The organism is Paenibacillus sp. FSL P4-0113 (assembly GCF_038009305.1).
Lineage (GTDB): Bacteria > Bacillota > Bacilli > Paenibacillales > Paenibacillaceae > Paenibacillus > Paenibacillus polymyxa_D.
Genome location: NZ_JBBPAZ010000001.1, coordinates 4,629,637 through 4,645,823, shown reverse-complemented (window position 1 = coordinate 4,645,823; position 16,187 = coordinate 4,629,637). Strand labels below are relative to the sequence as shown.

The window sequence follows — 16,187 nt, the reverse complement described above, 5'->3', positions numbered from 1 at the left end:
CCTCCTCAATAAGCAACATGGTATTTGCTTACCTGTAAATAATCTTCCAAACTGTAGTAGCACAGGTGTAGGGCAAGCTCTTCCTTTTCCCGGTCCAGGCCGAACACTCTGTTGCAGAACATGTGCATGATGCTGAACATAATATCATCGTAATAATTGGTTCTGTCGTCAGCTTCCCGGATAGCCGTGAAATATGCAGCGTATTGCCGCAACCTGTCGCCTGTATCGCTTGCTGGCAAGGATATGGAACGGGTCTGTTGAATTCTTTGGAATAGCGCTTCTTTGTGTTCCCGATACTCCTGTCTGAATTTCTTTGGATCAATAATCGCAGCCATAGCCTTCAATTGATCTTCTGCCAGCGGATACGCGCAGTTCACAACCTCAAAAAGTCCGGTACAGCAAAATAACATCTGATCGGTTGCATTAATTGACCTCTTGCCTGCATAATAGCCTGAAACTAGATAAGAATCGATAGCAAATAACCTCTCCGCTTGTTCAATGAAGGCTGCGCCGCCATACCGCAAAATTTCAGGCCGGTAAGGAACAACCGAATAGGAACTAACCAATCCGGACGAGGTTACAGTATTCAGGAAATCAAAAACATAGTTCAAGGCCGTGAAACGCTGATGCTCTACGCTTCCCGACATTTTGCACCTTAGCCTGATATGCGGCTCCTTATCTGCATACTGGACAAAAAAAACCTGGTCAATGAAGTACTCGGCGCTATTGTCCATGAATGTCTTAAATGCACTGCCCAGCAAATCGGTTAGCATTTCCTGATTGTAATATACCTGCAGGGATATCCAATCCGAACCTGGATAATAAACGGCATTCACCGAAGAACTCAGCACTTTATTTAAGCTTTTATCGGTAGCCTGTGCAGACAATCTGTCTATCGGCAAGTACTGAAACATCGGGCTTTTGCAAAAAAATACGCACTCCTCCATATATCGGTTAGCGGAAGCGAACAATTCTTTCTCCGTTTCCATAATAACGGCCGCCTTGCCTTCCGGATTCCGGGTATATTCTTTGTGCAAAAGCTTTCGATGATGATGGCGATCCAAATCCAGCAACAGCTTATTGTCCAGCTCCACCAAATATACATATCGCGGAATGTTATACTTTATGATCCAATCCTCCAGAAAGGACAGAAACTGTTCTTCGCTCTGGAGCTGTTTATCCGCATATAATGTCCATTTTTTGGGACAGATGGTGATATTTTTATAGGTTACTCTCGGTGTAAAAGAAGAATCATAGAGATACTCCTCCAGATGGGACCATCCGGTCTGATACTGCAGATTAATATCATTCAGAAACCGGATCAGATAAGGCGCCAGCTCTGTATTGTACATGCTGCTGAGTTTGGGAAATACCAGTTCGCCTGTTTCCCTGTGCTTCAGATAAAAGTATCCCGAATCCTCCACCCCTACCAGCAGCTGGGAAACATCTAATTTCCGATTCTCGGGAAACGTGGCCATATCCATAGATTGGTCTGGTGTCGGGCCTGCCGTCATAATATTAGTTATTTTGGGACTGAATGGGTAAAATGAGATTTCAGCGGCGCTCTCCCCTGCTTTCTGATCCTTCGGGTTCCTGACAAAATTGAAGATTTCATCACGGCTATCCTTGTCAAACATGTAGGCAAATCTTCCGAAGCTCTGACACGCTTCCAATGATCCGGCTCTGTTGTTTAAATAAAACGTAACTTCACCTTGCTCATTCTCCATGCAGGAATAATACAAATCGAACGAGACATGGACATTCTCCAGACTCAATTCAGACAGCTGTTGGATTTTGACCTCGTCAAGCACGATATCCGAATGATTGACAAGCGCTTCGGTCTGCCACTCCGCAATTAGCGCCTTAAGCTGTCGGAACCTGCCTTCATCCTTGTGCCTGTACTTATCTCCGTTCTGGTAGTGGCTCTTGTACTCTTCAGGTTTGCCGAGCCCCAAGGTTTTACTGAACAACTGCAATAAGGGCACTTCTTCATATACTCCGTACTTCTCAGTAAATTGCTGACGATAGTCGGAAAGTGTATCCTCTTTCCTGTACGTAGAAAGCATGCTCAATATTGAAGCTATTTGGGCCAACGATTGCCTATCGCTGTCCGACAATAGAATTTCATTTACCTGATTCAGTCTTACGTCTATTTTGACCAAGTCGCCCTGATAATCGGGAAGGATAAGCTGGACTAGTTTTCGGACAGCCTCAATGCCTTCGCGTTTGACCGCAGCAACTGTAATGTCCTGAATGGCTTGTCCAACTCTCTCCAAAATATCTGAGTAATATGCTGCCTTGGGAGTAGCAAGCAGCTTTAGTGTACGTATCAGATGCGCCAGAGGAGCGCTATCCCGAGGATTGGGAATCATCTCACTTACCAAAAAGCCTTGTTCTATCAATTGCTGCAAAAAATCTGTGCTGATCGTGTCATCCACGCCGAAGGCGTCTTTTATAGCTTGCATAAGCTGCAGAAAAGTCTGCTGCTCTTTATCAAGGATCTTCATGATGAAATCTATGACCGGGGTTTTGAGAATAGATATATTTTCAGTGCTTCGTTCCTCCTGATCTGCTGCAAACAGAGTCTGATAAGAGATGACGAGCCTGTGATGGTCAATGTAAGAGGTGTTATTTACACTCAGTCTCAATTCATTGCGGACATCCGCATCCCCATGGAAAAGCCCTATTAAGCGGTAAATTAGGCTATAATCCGGAGTTGCCCAGACGACATGTTCCCCGGCGCCTCCCGTTTTTCCAAATCGGGAAATGCCTACTCCCGCGAACAGTCCAAACGGTGTTGGTCTACAAATTGCCCGCGAAATGAACTTGCTTAGACTTAGGATAAGATTCCGCTTTTTTTTGGACTTCAATGTTCTGCCTTGTTCCAGGCTTTGCAGTGCAGCGTAGGTCGAGGGGCTGGAGACATAAATGGAATCTATCAACCCCTGCTGCTGAACGAACCGTACAAGTCTGTCAAGGTATTCATCATCATCTAGTTGTTCATGATCAAATATCTGCGTATAATACTCCATGCCAAGCAACGTTTTCCGGTACATGTAATTTTCCGAGATTTCAAAGTTCTCCAACATGCAATCAACCTCTCATCTGTCTTAAAGCACGAATTGAACCGGCAAGGCTTACTTCATAATAATTCCGCTGAACATCAATCAGTCTCGCGCCTTGACGGAGCAGACACTCCATTTCTGTGCGTCCGGCATTCATCCCCTGCGCGATAAGCTCTCCGCTAAGAGAGGCAACAACTCCGCTGAATAAGGCGCTGGCAATACTCGTACCGATACCCACTGTGTATGCTTTGTCAAATCCCAGCACTTCATATAAGTAATCCTCTGTGTCGAAGCTCGATTTGGCAACCATTACCCAATCATTGTTGTAATTGATTTCATACTCATCACCACTCGGCGCAAAAAATTGATCGTTGAGCGTATTGCTGAACCCGGAGATATCCCCGTTCTTATTAGTTGATCCAATTGGGTATACTCCCTTTAAATTCGCAGGTACTCTGTACTCCTGCGTAATATCGCGTCCATCGTTTCCTGCGGAACAGACTACCCATATGCTTTGCGCATTGGCGCAGTCAACCAAAGCCTGAAACCTATTGAACTCGAATAAGTCGACCTCATATTCTGTACGATAGCTGACGTTGATAATTGGATATCCTTTAGCAATACCCTCTTCCAGCGCTCTATACAACCATTCAAGCTTGCTTATTCCTTTTTTGTCCGTAATTTTGTAGACAACAACCCGAGCGAAAGGGCATATCCCCTTCAATATATATTTGCCGGTAACAGAGCTAACCATTTGTGTACCATGCCCGACGTAATCGCTTAGACAAGGCTCATAAGGTACAAATGACTTGCATTCTGCCTCAACTAGATTACCTTGGATCTCTGAGTGGGATTTATCGACGCCTGTATCAATAAACAGGATAGTAAGCGGCTGACCAACAGTTGCACCACAACTAAAATGATCGGTCAGCCGGGCTACATGCCAATTGTATATATTAGGTTTTATCATGCAATCTCCATAATGTAAGTAGGGGTAGCCTATTTCACTACCCCTGACTTACGAATCGCTTATGAATTATTTACAATTGGAACAAGAACCGGTACAGATACAGGTAAGAGTTTTACATACTGCTTTGGATACCTTAATGGTTGTTTTGATGATTGAAGCTTGTGGGCTAAGCTCACTGGCCTCATAGCTCTTTCTTAAATCAAGGTCAAACATTTGATCTACTTTCATTTTCCTCTTCCTCTCTGAATTAGATTATAATAAACATGATTTCAGTGGTACCCCTAAATCACGTTTATTGTGAGTGACCGTATGTCATATCTTGCTGTCGATGAATAAAGAATATATCTAATTCTCCCGTTTTTTATACTTTATTCCTGAAAGGTATTCCAAACCTCCTAAATTGCAGTCATTTTGCTGCCCATGCGGCATGGCATAAAAAAATACCGACACAGAGCGAAACGATTGACGCTTAGAGCATGGCGTATGCTTGCAAGAATCCGATATGTTCTTATACAGGTGTCTCGTATAAATCGGCTGAAGAAGAGATGCTTAGCATGAAGCGCTCGTCCTATGGCTACGATGTGCTGGCTCTTGTGGACGAACTGCGATTCAAACAGGACATGACTGTAAAGGAACTGACTGACGCACTACAGGCATCCCAACAAGTACCCAAAATCTGTTGAGCGATATCAAGCTCTTTTTGCTGCATCTCGATGACCATATTCGTACGATACTGGCCGAAACGACGGAACAAAACGGTGACGTTCTCTTGTCTATGGGTGGAGTCCAGCCGGAAAAAGGCAATGAAAAATTGTACGTCTTGCGCGAAGTCTTTAGTGGAAACGTACTAGCCGCCAAAAATATGAAAAGTGAGGCAGCGAGCGATCGTTTGCTGTTCAGTCCATTTAACCTCTATAGGTGCGTTCGGAAGAGTTGTGGCCTGATGGTGTGCGAGTGGTCACAATCGATACGTGGACAACCGATCAACCCACTTGCGTAGCCGCTGCATATTTTTGATAAATAGCTTGAATTGGGTATAATCGCTGCACGAATATTAGAGAAGCCAAAAAATGTCAGCGTACATTATACTATTTTCCACAACCATTTAAGCAGTCAACTAATAAGTTGACCCGTTTGAGGCAGCTCTTGCTGAAATGGATAATAGGCTCGGTGTTTCCTTCTCTGATTATTTGGGTTTTTCAAGAGGATCCTGAAGAGACAAATAAGATCGAAGAACGGAGCATGAACCGTGAGACTTTTAAAATTCTCACGATTATAAGCTATAATCGACAATTAATAAGCCACAACCTTATGGATTTTGGCTTATTAATTGTCAGGAGTGAAATTAACCTATGAATTATGAAAAGGATGTATTCAATGTCTATGTTCCTCCATTGAAAAAGAATCTACTATATCGCTCCCATCATCCTTTATTCTTTCAAAGATAATATTTCAAGGTCGAGCTATAATAGGCTAGTGAAGAAGTAGGCGCTCCAGGAGTCATCTTGTTATACTTGTGTATTCTTGATTGCCATATCGCCAATTCACTTTTGTTACTTCGCTTAATGAGGCTGGATCATACTACATATAAATGAGTCGAATCACTTTGGTCCCAATCCACATCTTTTTATCCGAATATCCCCATGCTCAGATATCGCTCTCCGGTATCCGGGGCAATGCAAAGTACCCGTTTGCCTGCTCCCAAACGCCGAGCTTCCTGAATCGCCGTCCATATCGTAGCTCCGCTAGAGGGGCCCACCAGAATCCCTTCCTGGGCAGCAATCGCCCGTGTCGTAGCAATCGCATCCTCATCCGAAACCTGCACGATTTCGTCATACACTTCCGTATTCAGCACGGTGGGAACAAAGCCTGGACTGGTGCCAACCAGCTTATGTGGACCGGGTTTTCCCCCAGATAGTACTGGCGAGCCCTTCGGCTCAACTACAACAATCCGCAGATCTGGCAAATGCTGACGCAGCACTTCACCCGTTCCCGTAATGGTACCGCCCGTTCCCGAAGAAGCGACGAACACATCCAGTTTCCCTTCCGTCTGTTCCAAAATTTCAAGTGCTGTGGTCGTACGGTGGATATCGGGGTTTGCCTCATTTTCAAATTGATGCGGGATAAAGCTCCCTTCAATTTCAGCCCCCAGTTCAAGTGCCTTGCGAATTGCTCCTGGCATCCGTTCTTCTGCTGGTGTCAGTACGACCTCAGCCCCGTAGGCTTTTAAAATGTTGACCCGTTCCTTCGTCATATTCGAGGGCATCACCAAAATCGCACGGTAACCTCGGGCTGCCGCATTCATCGCAAGGCCAATTCCCGTGTTGCCACTCGTCGGTTCAATAATGGTGCCTCCCGGCTTTAGATGTCCTGCCTTTTCCGCTTCGGCAATCAGGTTGCCCGCCGCCCGGTCTTTAACACTGCCGCTTGGATTAAAATACTCCAGCTTCACATACACTTCCGCATCCTGCGGCCCTGTGAGCCGTTGGAGCCTTACACAAGGTGTATCTCCTATTAAATCTGTAATACTATATACCACTTTAGGTGCCATCGTTGTATCCTCCTTGGATCGTTCCTTACAACGTTATTTACGATCTTCATATCATACTACCAAAATAACACACTTGGCTCCTTCCTACCTGTCGCTTTTGTAAATTACATAAAACTTATCAACTTAGTATGTAAAATTCTTGCAAAATGGGTCGCCAGATATCGCCTGTAGTGATATACTCGCATTACTATTTTTTCAGGAGGATACAAGACACTTATGAGTACTCAAGAAAATATGACAGCAAACCGCTTCCCTCCCTCCTTGCTATGGTTGACCCTTGGTGCCTTCGCCATTGGCATGACCGAATTCGTCATTATGGGACTACTGCCCAATGTAGCCCATGATCTTCATGTTACAATTCCGCAAGCCGGGCAGTTAATTACCAGTTACGCACTTGGTGTGGCTATTGGTGCACCTGTGCTTACCGTATTAACCCATAAGGTACCACAGAAAAAGCTGCTATGTCTGCTAATGATCATATTCATTTTAGGCAATCTTTTTTCCGTCATTGCTCCCAATTACGAGTTTCTGATTGCGGCCCGTATGGCTACTGCATTATCGCACGGAACCTTTTTGGGAGCTGGTTCCCTGATCGCTGCCCGACTGGTTCGTCCTGACAAGCGTGCGGGTGCTATTTCTATGGTGCTGACCGGTTTGACCGTGGCGAACATTATAGGCGTACCCTTTGGTACCTTTATCGGACAACAACTCGGCTGGCGTGCTTCCTTTGGAGCCATTGTGGTCATCGGCTTGATTTCTCTGTTTGGTATCATTCGTTATATTCCGGTGATTCATCAGGACAAGCCTTCCAGTCTCAAACAAGAAGTCCGAAGCCTGTTTAATCCAAAAGTGCTGCTGATGTTGCTCACAGGTGCAGTCGGTTGTGGCAGTCTGTTCACTGTCTTTACGTACATTACGCCTTTGCTTACGGATATTAGTGGCTTTGCCGAGCATAGCATTACCTGGATTCTCGTCCTGTTTGGCCTAGGGGTAACGATCGGCAACATCGTTGGCGGCAAGCTTGCGGATTGGAAACTGCTGCCATCCCTGATCGCAAACTATGCTGTACTGGCTATTATTTTGGCCATTCTGACGTTTACGCTTCAAAACAAGGTACTGGCGGTTATTACTGTCTTTATCTGGGGCATTGCTGCGTTCGGCATCATGCCGGGTATTCAGGTTCGCATCATGAATCTGGCCTATGAGGCTCCTTTGCTTGCCTCTACCTCCAGCCATTCCGCATTGAATCTGGGCAACGCAGGCGGCGCTTTTATCGGGGGAGTTGTTATTAATCAAATGGGGCTAGCCGCTATTCCATGGGTTGCATCGCTAATTACTGTCGGCGGTCTGCTACTCATGGTAGTTAGCTACATTGTGGATCGCAAGACAGCTCATACTGAAGCGATAGCGGAGATACAATCATAGAATCGTTTAGCAAGTTGGACGTAAACGAATGGTTCATTTTTCATAGATTGAGAGATATTGTCCACTCTCTTCTTCTACATTCCTCATAGTATGACATTGTAATACCAATTTATGAGGAAAGAAGTGTGCATGATGAGCCTTTTTTTTACAAACAACACGAGTAACACCATCTATGCTGCCTATGCTTATCCTGATTCCGACTGTCATCCCATGAATTATTCTAAAATGGGCTGGTATCGGCTAGAGCCTGGTGATACGAGAGAAGTATGGAGCGGGTCTGTAGGGGGAACCACATTCTATTATTATGCTGAGAATCACTCCAATAGGTGGCGTGGTACGTACCGCACACGGCTTCCGAGAAGTACTGACCATGATTTTCATTGGTGTTGGAACGATAGCAGTGGATCATCCAGACGAGTGGGGATGCGCCGACTTGCCATTGATTCATCTGTAGACAATTACACTGTTGAGTTCAGCAGAACCAATCAAAGCTTACTGTCAACAAAGAAAACTCGTAGAGCATTACCTTCCAAATCGGAGGACTCCGGCATTAACAGAATTCCGAGAAGACCGGTTCGCTTTAAAAAAGGAACCCCGGTTCCAGTAAAGTCCAAACGATAAGTCAATGATGAACCGTAACCCGCAAGATGGAATTTTTGAAAAAAAGTGACCCCCTTGCGGGTTATTTTTATTTCACTCTGGATACCCAAACGCGAGTTGCAACCACAGTATTATGCCTCGCTGCTCAGCTTAACCAATGATCAAAAAAGTCTCGGTATCCCTGCTTCATCACCTGACTTGAAAACTGTTCCATGGCGTATGCCTGATTTTCTGTAGAAACCCGACGGGGTGAGGCGGCAGCCATATTGACCAGCTCAAACCAGTTTTTCTCATTCCCTGAAAAAGAATGCGTAGAGCTGATATGTCCATAGCAAGGATGCTCTGGCTTAACCACGATTTTACCCATAGCGAGCGCTTCGGTCAGCGGCATGGCGAACGTATCAAATTTGGAGCAGCTCCAGTACACCTTCGCCGTGTTCATCAGCGCAAACACCTCATCTTGCGTCAACGCAAATTGAAGTTTAACATTGTCCGGGATATCATATTTCTTCATACTTTCCTTGTAGCGTTCACCGCCAAATACCATATAGACATCCTTGTCAGGATTATGCCTCGCATACTCCAGTACCAAATCCGGACGTCGGTTCTCCTCATCTCTACCAATCCACATCACCCGGTTCTCTACCACTTGCGAGGGATCAAAATGCTTTTCCACCAGCCGCTCATTAAATCCGATCGGGATGACTGTCACATCGGTTACGCCAAACTTCGAAGCCATCTCCTGCTTGAGAAAGGCAGTCTGTACGATAGCCTTGTCCACGATCTGATAAAAAGGCTTCATCATTTCATAGCCTGTCAGTGCCGGATCAGGAAAACTATGCGGAAAAAGCACGCTGTTTTTAAAAAACATGTTCAAATAGGTAAAGCCAGATACCGTATAAATAACGTGCTCAATCTGCTGCTCATGGAGTTGGTCCAGTACGATGTCATAATTGACCAGGTCGCCTTTTTCGTGTTCATAACCCGGAAGCCAGTCATGACTGCTCACATGGCGCTCCGGTGATACAAATACGATGTCCACCCCCAATTCCAACCCGATCTGCTTCAGACGCTCTGCAAAAATACGTGGACCCTGTGCTTCAGCAAATTGTATTTTTCTCATGACCAAACCAACTTTTTTCATGGATATATTCCCTACCTTCTTTGGCTAACTAAATACGGTCTATGTCTTAAGCTACTATCTACATCGCTGGGCTTGTCCCCAATCCATCATTACAGCACACTGGTTCAAACAGGCTAACGTTTCGTCCAACTGGGACTCTAATTGCTCTTTTGACCATTTGTCGCCGTTTCTATGCAGGTGCGTTCCAATCCTTTGCAAATCACTTGTGATTAACAACAGCATCCAGAGCGAAAATACCACAGCAAACATGCCATATTCCAGCATAAAAGCCGTTCGATCCACTCTTATCCCCAACAGCTCCAGCTGCTCCACGTAGGTGTCCAGTATACGAATACGCAATTCGGACGTCATGCGTCGGGGAAACAACGGATGGGACATGTCGATCAGGTGATATACATCCCACAGCGGTGTGTTCAGATGAGTATGCTCCCAATCCAGCACCATAAGCCGTTCCCCGCTCAGCGCATAGTTCCCCGGATGAAGATCACCATGAGACAGTACAAGCTGCTGTGAAAAAGATACATGCTCCAGCTGTACATACATACGCTGCATCTGTTGCTTAGATAATCCTAGTGAGCTGCAAAGCTGTAACACATCCGGCTTGCGCGTGTATAGCTCGGAAACCATCTCCTGAATGAGTGGCTTTGGTCCCCGCAGCGGTATCCCAGCAAAACGATCCGTCGGCAAAGCATGCCACCATGCAACAAGTCTAACAGCTCGCAATAAAGTTTCGTCTGCGTGTAGATGATGTAACGGACCAAGATCCTCAAAAACCATCCATTCTTCTCCGCCATCCACACCTGCATCAGACCAGGCTAGCAATCGGGGATAGATCGGTGATAACGCAGGAAGCACATGCTCATACACCCATCTCTCCCGCCCCTTCTGATCATCGTTGGTTAGCGGTTTAAATATATAACTTTCAGAGGATGACACGTAAAAACGTTCCACATGCCGGCCATTCGTACCTGTATATAAAACCTCACGATTCCGCACCAGCGTATCATTTAAGGTACCGTCAACATTCACATATTTATGAAAAGGATTCATAGCCACCCAACTTTTTTGTATAAAATGTAATAGCACGATCATATCACAGTCCTCGTTCCGAACGAAGCCCAGATCATTTTGGGGTAACTCGCTGCACCCAAAAAGGGGCTTGCCCAAGCAGATCATACGACCTGTTGGGCAGCCCCTTATCACATCCGTACTCCTATCCTTACTCTCTTCTATACCAATTAATATTGAGTATTGCCGGATTCACTCGTATTACTGGATTTAAAACCTTTGAACAATTGTTTTACATTATGATAACGAGTATTCGTAATTTTAGCTTTGCTGTTAGGACCGTCCGATCTCAGGATCGAGTCCTTTACATTGGAAATATCCGAGTTATCCAAAGTCATATTCACTCTGAATGTAGAGCCCCCAAGTTGGCGAACCAGCTTACCGATATCATCGGCTCTAAAGTTTTTAATGTTAATCGTACCTTCGGCATTAATTTGGAATACTTTATCATATGCGTGGAACGCTCCACCACCCGTAATGTTTACCGTGCCTGGTTCTTTAAGCGTCAAGGCATCTTCACCGACATCCTCCCACGTTACGTTGGAGATTGTGCCGTTGCCATATACATGCACCCCATCCGCAGCAGGGGCAGCGATGATCACATTTTTCAGTGTTGCATTATTTTCAAGCTTGAAAATAGGCTTTTGGGCCTCTTTCTGGCTTCCATCTCCCAAGGTATCGGGATCAGCCACTACAGTCTTGCCTTTACCATCGTAAACTTCTCCAGCTTTAACAAGTATGGTCTTATGAACGACTTCTGGAGCTGCATGTGCAGAATAATTGCCGACAAATAAGGCGACCAACATTCCTGATAAAGCGATACTGATTCCCTTTTTCAATACGTTAGCTGTGTTTGTTTTCATGTCAATTCATCCCTCTCGTAGATATTTTTCATTGTTCCAACTCTTCGTTGACTAGAACGTGTAGACCGTATCACCACCTTCGCACAATGAACCCAATGACCGATACACGTCTATAAAGCATCATTCAACTATTTGCATATGTATACTTGGTTTTTGGTTCAAAGTAATTTTGTCTCATAAATTATATAAAGCACAAATTGTAAATAGAGCGATTACATTTACAATTTGTATAATTCTATTATAATCACACTTCCAGTAATTTCAATATATTTCTCGGCAAAATATGTCCTTTTTTTCAATTTAGTACATAAAATTGCCTCTTTTATACTTGTACAAGTTTGTTTTTCTTCAATTTACACATTAAACAATACTTGAATACCTTGTTTCGTTTGCCTGCTGTTTATCACTTAATTGGTATTCAGAGTCCCTTTTATCGTATACCTCATTGCTGATGTGATCTATACTATTGAATGACACGTTTGATGAACGTATAATGTATTTAGTGCTTTGAAGCGTTACATCTCAACATTACTGGTGAGAAAAGAGTGGTTATCGTGCAAAACAATAGTGAGATTCCATTAAAAGAACAAAATATTGTGCTCATCGGCTTTATGGGTGTAGGTAAAACAACGATCGGTTCCCATCTAGCGCGCAAGCTGTATCGCGATTTCGTGGACATTGACCAGGAGATTGAACAAGAGTACAACATGCCAACAACAGAGATTTTCAAGACTTATGGAGAGAAGCGTTTCCGTGAGATTGAAAAAGAGCATATTTTGAAGCTGTGCAGCAACACACGCCTTAAAATCATTTCCGTTGGCGGTGGTGCATTTTTACAGGAAGAGGTGAAGCAAGCTTGTTTGGCTTCATCGATTGTTTTCTTCTTGGATTTAAATTGGGATTCCTGGAAAGATCGGCTCAAGATGCTGATTGACACCCGTCCTAATCTACAAAACAAGACTTTAGGGGAAATTGAGGATTTATTCCGTTCCAGACAGGACATCTACGCGGTGAATCACTCCAAGATCGATACAGATCAGTTGGATGCGGAAGAAGTCGCAGACTATATTATTCAAACGCTGAATCTAGGTTGGGAGTTATATGAACCTACTCGGGGATTGAATTAAGAGTTACACCAAAAAGGAGGGCTCCAGCATGCTTATCGCATGGGGGCCCTCCTTTTTGGTTCACTGCGGATATATTACTGACTGGCGAGCATGCCATCCGTCTTTTAAGAATGGCTATGCAGCACCGTCAATATCTCTCTCAGTTCAGTGACAGGAATCTGCCCCGGTGCGGAAGCTTTCTTAGCGGCACCAAAGGTCAAAGCCGAACCAAACAGTTCTCCGGTCAGGCGGCTCACGACACCTTTCCCCGCCATCGACATCGTAATAATCGGCCGATCTGCATGCTCTTCTGCCATAGTACGCGTGGCATCCAGCAAAGTGAGCACATCGGCTGTATTGGTCGGCATCACTGCTATCTTAGGCAGATCGCCTCCCAATTCCTGCGCCTTGCATAATCGGGAAACAATCTCCTCCTTCGACGGCGTCTTATGAAAGTCATGATTAGATATAATCACATACACGTTATGCTTATGTGCTGCTTCTACCAGCGTCTTCACATCAGCCTCCTCATTAAAAAGCTCTACATCAATAAGTTCGACTTGCCCCGTTGCGGCTATTGTACGATTCAATTCCACATAACTCGCCGCACTGATTTCCTTTTCTCCGCCTTCCCGAGCGCTACGGAACGTAAATACGAGTGGAATATTGGCTAAAATAGACCGAATTTCATGTAAGGCAGCCTTTACCTTTTCCAGATCCTCCACATGTTCGAAAAAATCGACTCTCCACTCCACGATATCCAGGTCGAGCGTACGTAAATAAGTAGCTTCTTCCTTCAACTGCTCCAACGTTTCTCCCACCATGGGCACACAAATTTTTGGCGCTCCTTCACCAATCAGGACATCTTTCACCTTTACGATTTTAGCCATCTCTTTCTCACTCCCAAATTACAGTTTCAAGTCGAACATGTACAATAATTCATAGTATAACGCATTCTGAATAAGCATGCAGATGATATGATCCAGTCGTCGTTATTTGGGTTCAAGTGCAATTTTAGGCGACAATTTGCGACTTGCTGGAAAAACTAAACTGTACCGAAAATTAACAAACACCGCCAGTACGATCCCTAGCACATTCACAATAATAGCTAGCATAAAAACACTCGATATCTGAGAATGTTTCAACAGAAAGCCTGTAAACACAGGAATGATCGTGTATGAAAGCGAGGTTGCTGTATAAACAAACCCGGTAATCTGTCCTTTTCGTTGACTAAAAAATTCACTCATTACGGTTAATGTTAACTGAAGTACACCTGATATTGAAAACCCGATAACACTCGCACAAATAATGGAGGCAGCCCCTGACTTGAAAAGGAGAAGCGCTCCAAAAGCCAACAGGGAAATACATGGATAAATAAGAATAATGTGAACTGGTTTAACCCATTTTCTTAACACAATGACCAATACAAACACGGAAACCAGCGAACCCATATTGTAATAAACTAATAATCTGAGAGACTCTGATTCGGTCATACCGATAAACTGTTGTCCAAAAGTAGGCAACCATAACTGCACAATATAAAGCAAGGTAGGTCCCGTAAATCCGAGCAAGATAAGGCATAGCCCTTCCTGCCAAAACCGCGGCTTACTCCGGTCATTTGCCTCCAATTTTCCCGCTAGGCTTGATACAGAATTACCGCCACTTTGCCCCTTGGCGGGCTGCACGCGCATGTCTGGGAACTTCATTTTGAACAAGTACATTGCATTCAAAGCAAATATGAGGGCAGGTAAAAAGAAAGAGAACCCGTAGAAAATATCGTGATTCATAAAAAAGATAATCATTAGCGGTAAAAATGCCGCCCCAACGGATATAAAACCTCTCACCAATACTGTAGCCGAACCAGAGGATTGGGGGAAAGCTTCGATCAGCGCTGGATAAGTACCTGAATCAAGAAAAGAATTCGCTACGCCTGCCAGCACAGCCAGTACGATCGCCATCTCAAAGCTGGAACTCAGCGGTATACCGACCAAGAATACAGTCATCAGTAGCCCGGCTGCCACAATAAACGGTTTGCGACCATAACGGTCGGAGAGCACCCCGGATATGTACAGGGTAAACAACCTGCCAAATCCCATCGCAGAAACCAAGAGACTGATGCCCGCCTGATCTGTATGCAAATGCTCTGTTAAAAAGGACATGTGCGATGCCAGCATAATATTAAACATGCCGAACAAAAGATAGTTTACATAAAGTCCTGTCGCCACTGGAAAAGAAGTACGTTTCATCATGAATTCACCTGCTTTTGTAAGTAAGTCTTGTAGTATCAAAACGTGAATCATTTCACATTGCTTGCGTCGATGATGAAGTATAGAACACAATTTAAAATTTATCAAGTTTAAATATTGCGAGACTCCGGCTTAGACACGCTGATGCGTTTTCAGATAAAACTCCTTGCCATAACTTAGGGCAAAGTTCCGAAACTCTACTACTGCCGGGGATAAATATCTATTTTTAATGCTGGCTAGGTAGATAAAACGCTCGTATTCTGGATTAATAATAGGCAATGTTTTGACGTTAAAATAATCTAACGATGAAATGCGGGGCATAACTCCGATCCCGTAATTGATAGACACCAGTCCTGCCATTGCCGTATCTTCTTCAATCTCGCAAATAATCTGTGGCGTAACGCCCGCCTTGGCAAACAAATTCTCAATAATGGGCCGAACCCCACTCTTTTTGTTGAAGAAGATCACCGGGTAATCTGCTGTATCCTTGAGATCAATTTGGTCCAGAGAAGCCAGCGGATGATCAGGTGAAACAATGACCACCAGTTCCTGCTGAGCCAGCGGAATAAACTCCACATCCGGTTCATTTTCTACGTGAGAGCAGAACGCCACATCATAGTGTTCCTGCTTCAGGCCTTGAATAATATCGTTCGTATTCCCTTGGTGAAACGAAAAGGAAATGTCTTTACGGGCATCCAGAGCTGAAAAGGCTTGGATTATTGCTGGAATGAAGTGTGAACCTAGTGTGTAAATGAACGCCAAATCTATATTACCATGACTTGGACTCACTAATTCCCGTAAGTTATGCTCCCCCTTTTCCAATTCATCCATCGCGTGCTCCACATACTTCAGAAAAAATCGTCCGTATTTGTTTAACCGAATATTTCTCCCCTGCTTCTCAAACAGATGAACGCCCAAATCCTTTTCTAATTCTGAAATCGCATGACTTAAACTGGGTTGAGTGATACATAGCCGCATAGCTGCCTGAGTAAAATGCTCCATCTCCGCAAGTACACGAAAATATTGTAAGTGCTTCAGGTTCATAATTATGTAATTCCCTTCTTTAATTCATATTTTAAATTATAGACCCAAACTATGAAAAACGATAAAAATATGCATTGGATTTATAATATCACCCCTTATATAATT

General features: G+C 44.3%; 14 protein-coding genes. 4 read left to right on the top strand and 10 right to left on the bottom strand.

From position 1 onward, the window contains the following. Positions 1 to 5 precede the first annotated feature (5 nt). The 3 genes from MKX46_RS20200 to MKX46_RS20190 all read right to left on the bottom strand — a co-directional run bounded on the left by MKX46_RS20200 (position 6) and on the right by MKX46_RS20190 (position 4,263). The gene (locus MKX46_RS20200) at positions 6 to 3,089 is read right to left on the bottom strand and encodes a lantibiotic dehydratase (RefSeq protein WP_341071694.1); all 3,084 of its coding nucleotides are present in this window, start codon (positions 3,087 to 3,089) and stop codon (positions 6 to 8) included. Between the two features lie 4 nt (positions 3,090 to 3,093). Next, positions 3,094 to 4,035 (bottom strand): S8 family serine peptidase, encoded by a 942-nt coding sequence (locus MKX46_RS20195; protein ID WP_341071693.1) that lies wholly within the window; start codon positions 4,033 to 4,035, stop codon positions 3,094 to 3,096. A 66-nt stretch (positions 4,036 to 4,101) separates the two neighbouring features. Beyond that, positions 4,102 to 4,263 (bottom strand): epilancin family lantibiotic, encoded by a 162-nt coding sequence (locus MKX46_RS20190; protein ID WP_080561132.1) that lies wholly within the window; start codon positions 4,261 to 4,263, stop codon positions 4,102 to 4,104. 326 nt (positions 4,264 to 4,589) lie between these two features. Between MKX46_RS20190 and MKX46_RS20185 the strand changes: the two genes are divergently transcribed. Further along, a complete protein-coding gene (locus tag MKX46_RS20185) occupies positions 4,590 to 4,718 on the top strand; it encodes a hypothetical protein (RefSeq protein ID WP_256026159.1) in 129 nt (42 codons plus the stop codon). A 944-nt stretch (positions 4,719 to 5,662) separates the two neighbouring features. Here MKX46_RS20185 and cysK read toward each other — a convergent pair. Then, positions 5,663 to 6,586: a cysteine synthase A gene (cysK, locus tag MKX46_RS20180; RefSeq protein WP_029517608.1), complete on the bottom strand. Its 924-nt coding sequence runs from the start codon at positions 6,584 to 6,586 to the stop codon at positions 5,663 to 5,665. A 216-nt stretch (positions 6,587 to 6,802) separates the two neighbouring features. Here cysK and MKX46_RS20175 point away from each other — a divergent pair, with 216 nt between their 5' ends. Together MKX46_RS20175 and MKX46_RS20170 are read left to right on the top strand one after the other, a co-directional pair. Further along, entirely contained in the window at positions 6,803 to 8,011 is a 1,209-nt protein-coding gene (locus MKX46_RS20175) for an MFS transporter (RefSeq protein ID WP_029517609.1), read from the top strand. A 129-nt stretch (positions 8,012 to 8,140) separates the two neighbouring features. Continuing rightward, complete coding sequence (locus MKX46_RS20170; RefSeq protein ID WP_165149987.1) at positions 8,141 to 8,632, top strand: DUF1036 domain-containing protein; 492 nt, start codon at positions 8,141 to 8,143, stop codon at positions 8,630 to 8,632. Positions 8,633 to 8,756: 124 nt separating this feature from the next. Here the strand turns inward: MKX46_RS20170 and MKX46_RS20165 are convergent, their stop codons facing one another. The 3 genes from MKX46_RS20165 to MKX46_RS20155 all read right to left on the bottom strand — a co-directional run bounded on the left by MKX46_RS20165 (position 8,757) and on the right by MKX46_RS20155 (position 11,686). Continuing rightward, positions 8,757 to 9,755 (bottom strand): glycosyltransferase, encoded by a 999-nt coding sequence (locus MKX46_RS20165; RefSeq protein ID WP_235307374.1) that lies wholly within the window; start codon positions 9,753 to 9,755, stop codon positions 8,757 to 8,759. A 54-nt stretch (positions 9,756 to 9,809) separates the two neighbouring features. Next, positions 9,810 to 10,847: an aminoglycoside phosphotransferase family protein gene (locus tag MKX46_RS20160; protein ID WP_340933858.1), complete on the bottom strand. Its 1,038-nt coding sequence runs from the start codon at positions 10,845 to 10,847 to the stop codon at positions 9,810 to 9,812. A 146-nt stretch (positions 10,848 to 10,993) separates the two neighbouring features. Continuing rightward, positions 10,994 to 11,686 (bottom strand): pectate lyase, encoded by a 693-nt coding sequence (locus MKX46_RS20155; protein WP_029517613.1) that lies wholly within the window; start codon positions 11,684 to 11,686, stop codon positions 10,994 to 10,996. A 554-nt stretch (positions 11,687 to 12,240) separates the two neighbouring features. Between MKX46_RS20155 and MKX46_RS20150 the strand changes: the two genes are divergently transcribed. Continuing rightward, positions 12,241 to 12,813, top strand: a complete 573-nt coding sequence (locus tag MKX46_RS20150; protein ID WP_029517614.1) for a shikimate kinase — start codon at positions 12,241 to 12,243, stop codon at positions 12,811 to 12,813. Positions 12,814 to 12,917: 104 nt separating this feature from the next. Here MKX46_RS20150 and aroD read toward each other — a convergent pair whose 3' ends face one another. The 3 genes from aroD to MKX46_RS20135 form a co-directional block, all read right to left on the bottom strand. After that, positions 12,918 to 13,682 carry a type I 3-dehydroquinate dehydratase gene (gene aroD, locus MKX46_RS20145; RefSeq protein WP_069012909.1) on the bottom strand — a complete coding sequence of 255 codons (765 nt, stop codon included), beginning with the start codon at positions 13,680 to 13,682 and terminating at the stop codon, positions 12,918 to 12,920. Positions 13,683 to 13,784: 102 nt separating this feature from the next. Further along, entirely contained in the window at positions 13,785 to 15,041 is a 1,257-nt protein-coding gene (locus MKX46_RS20140) for an MFS transporter (RefSeq protein ID WP_341071692.1), read from the bottom strand. Positions 15,042 to 15,170: 129 nt separating this feature from the next. Further along, complete coding sequence (locus MKX46_RS20135; RefSeq protein WP_069012907.1) at positions 15,171 to 16,082, bottom strand: LysR family transcriptional regulator; 912 nt, start codon at positions 16,080 to 16,082, stop codon at positions 15,171 to 15,173. Positions 16,083 to 16,187: the final 105 nt, after the last annotated feature.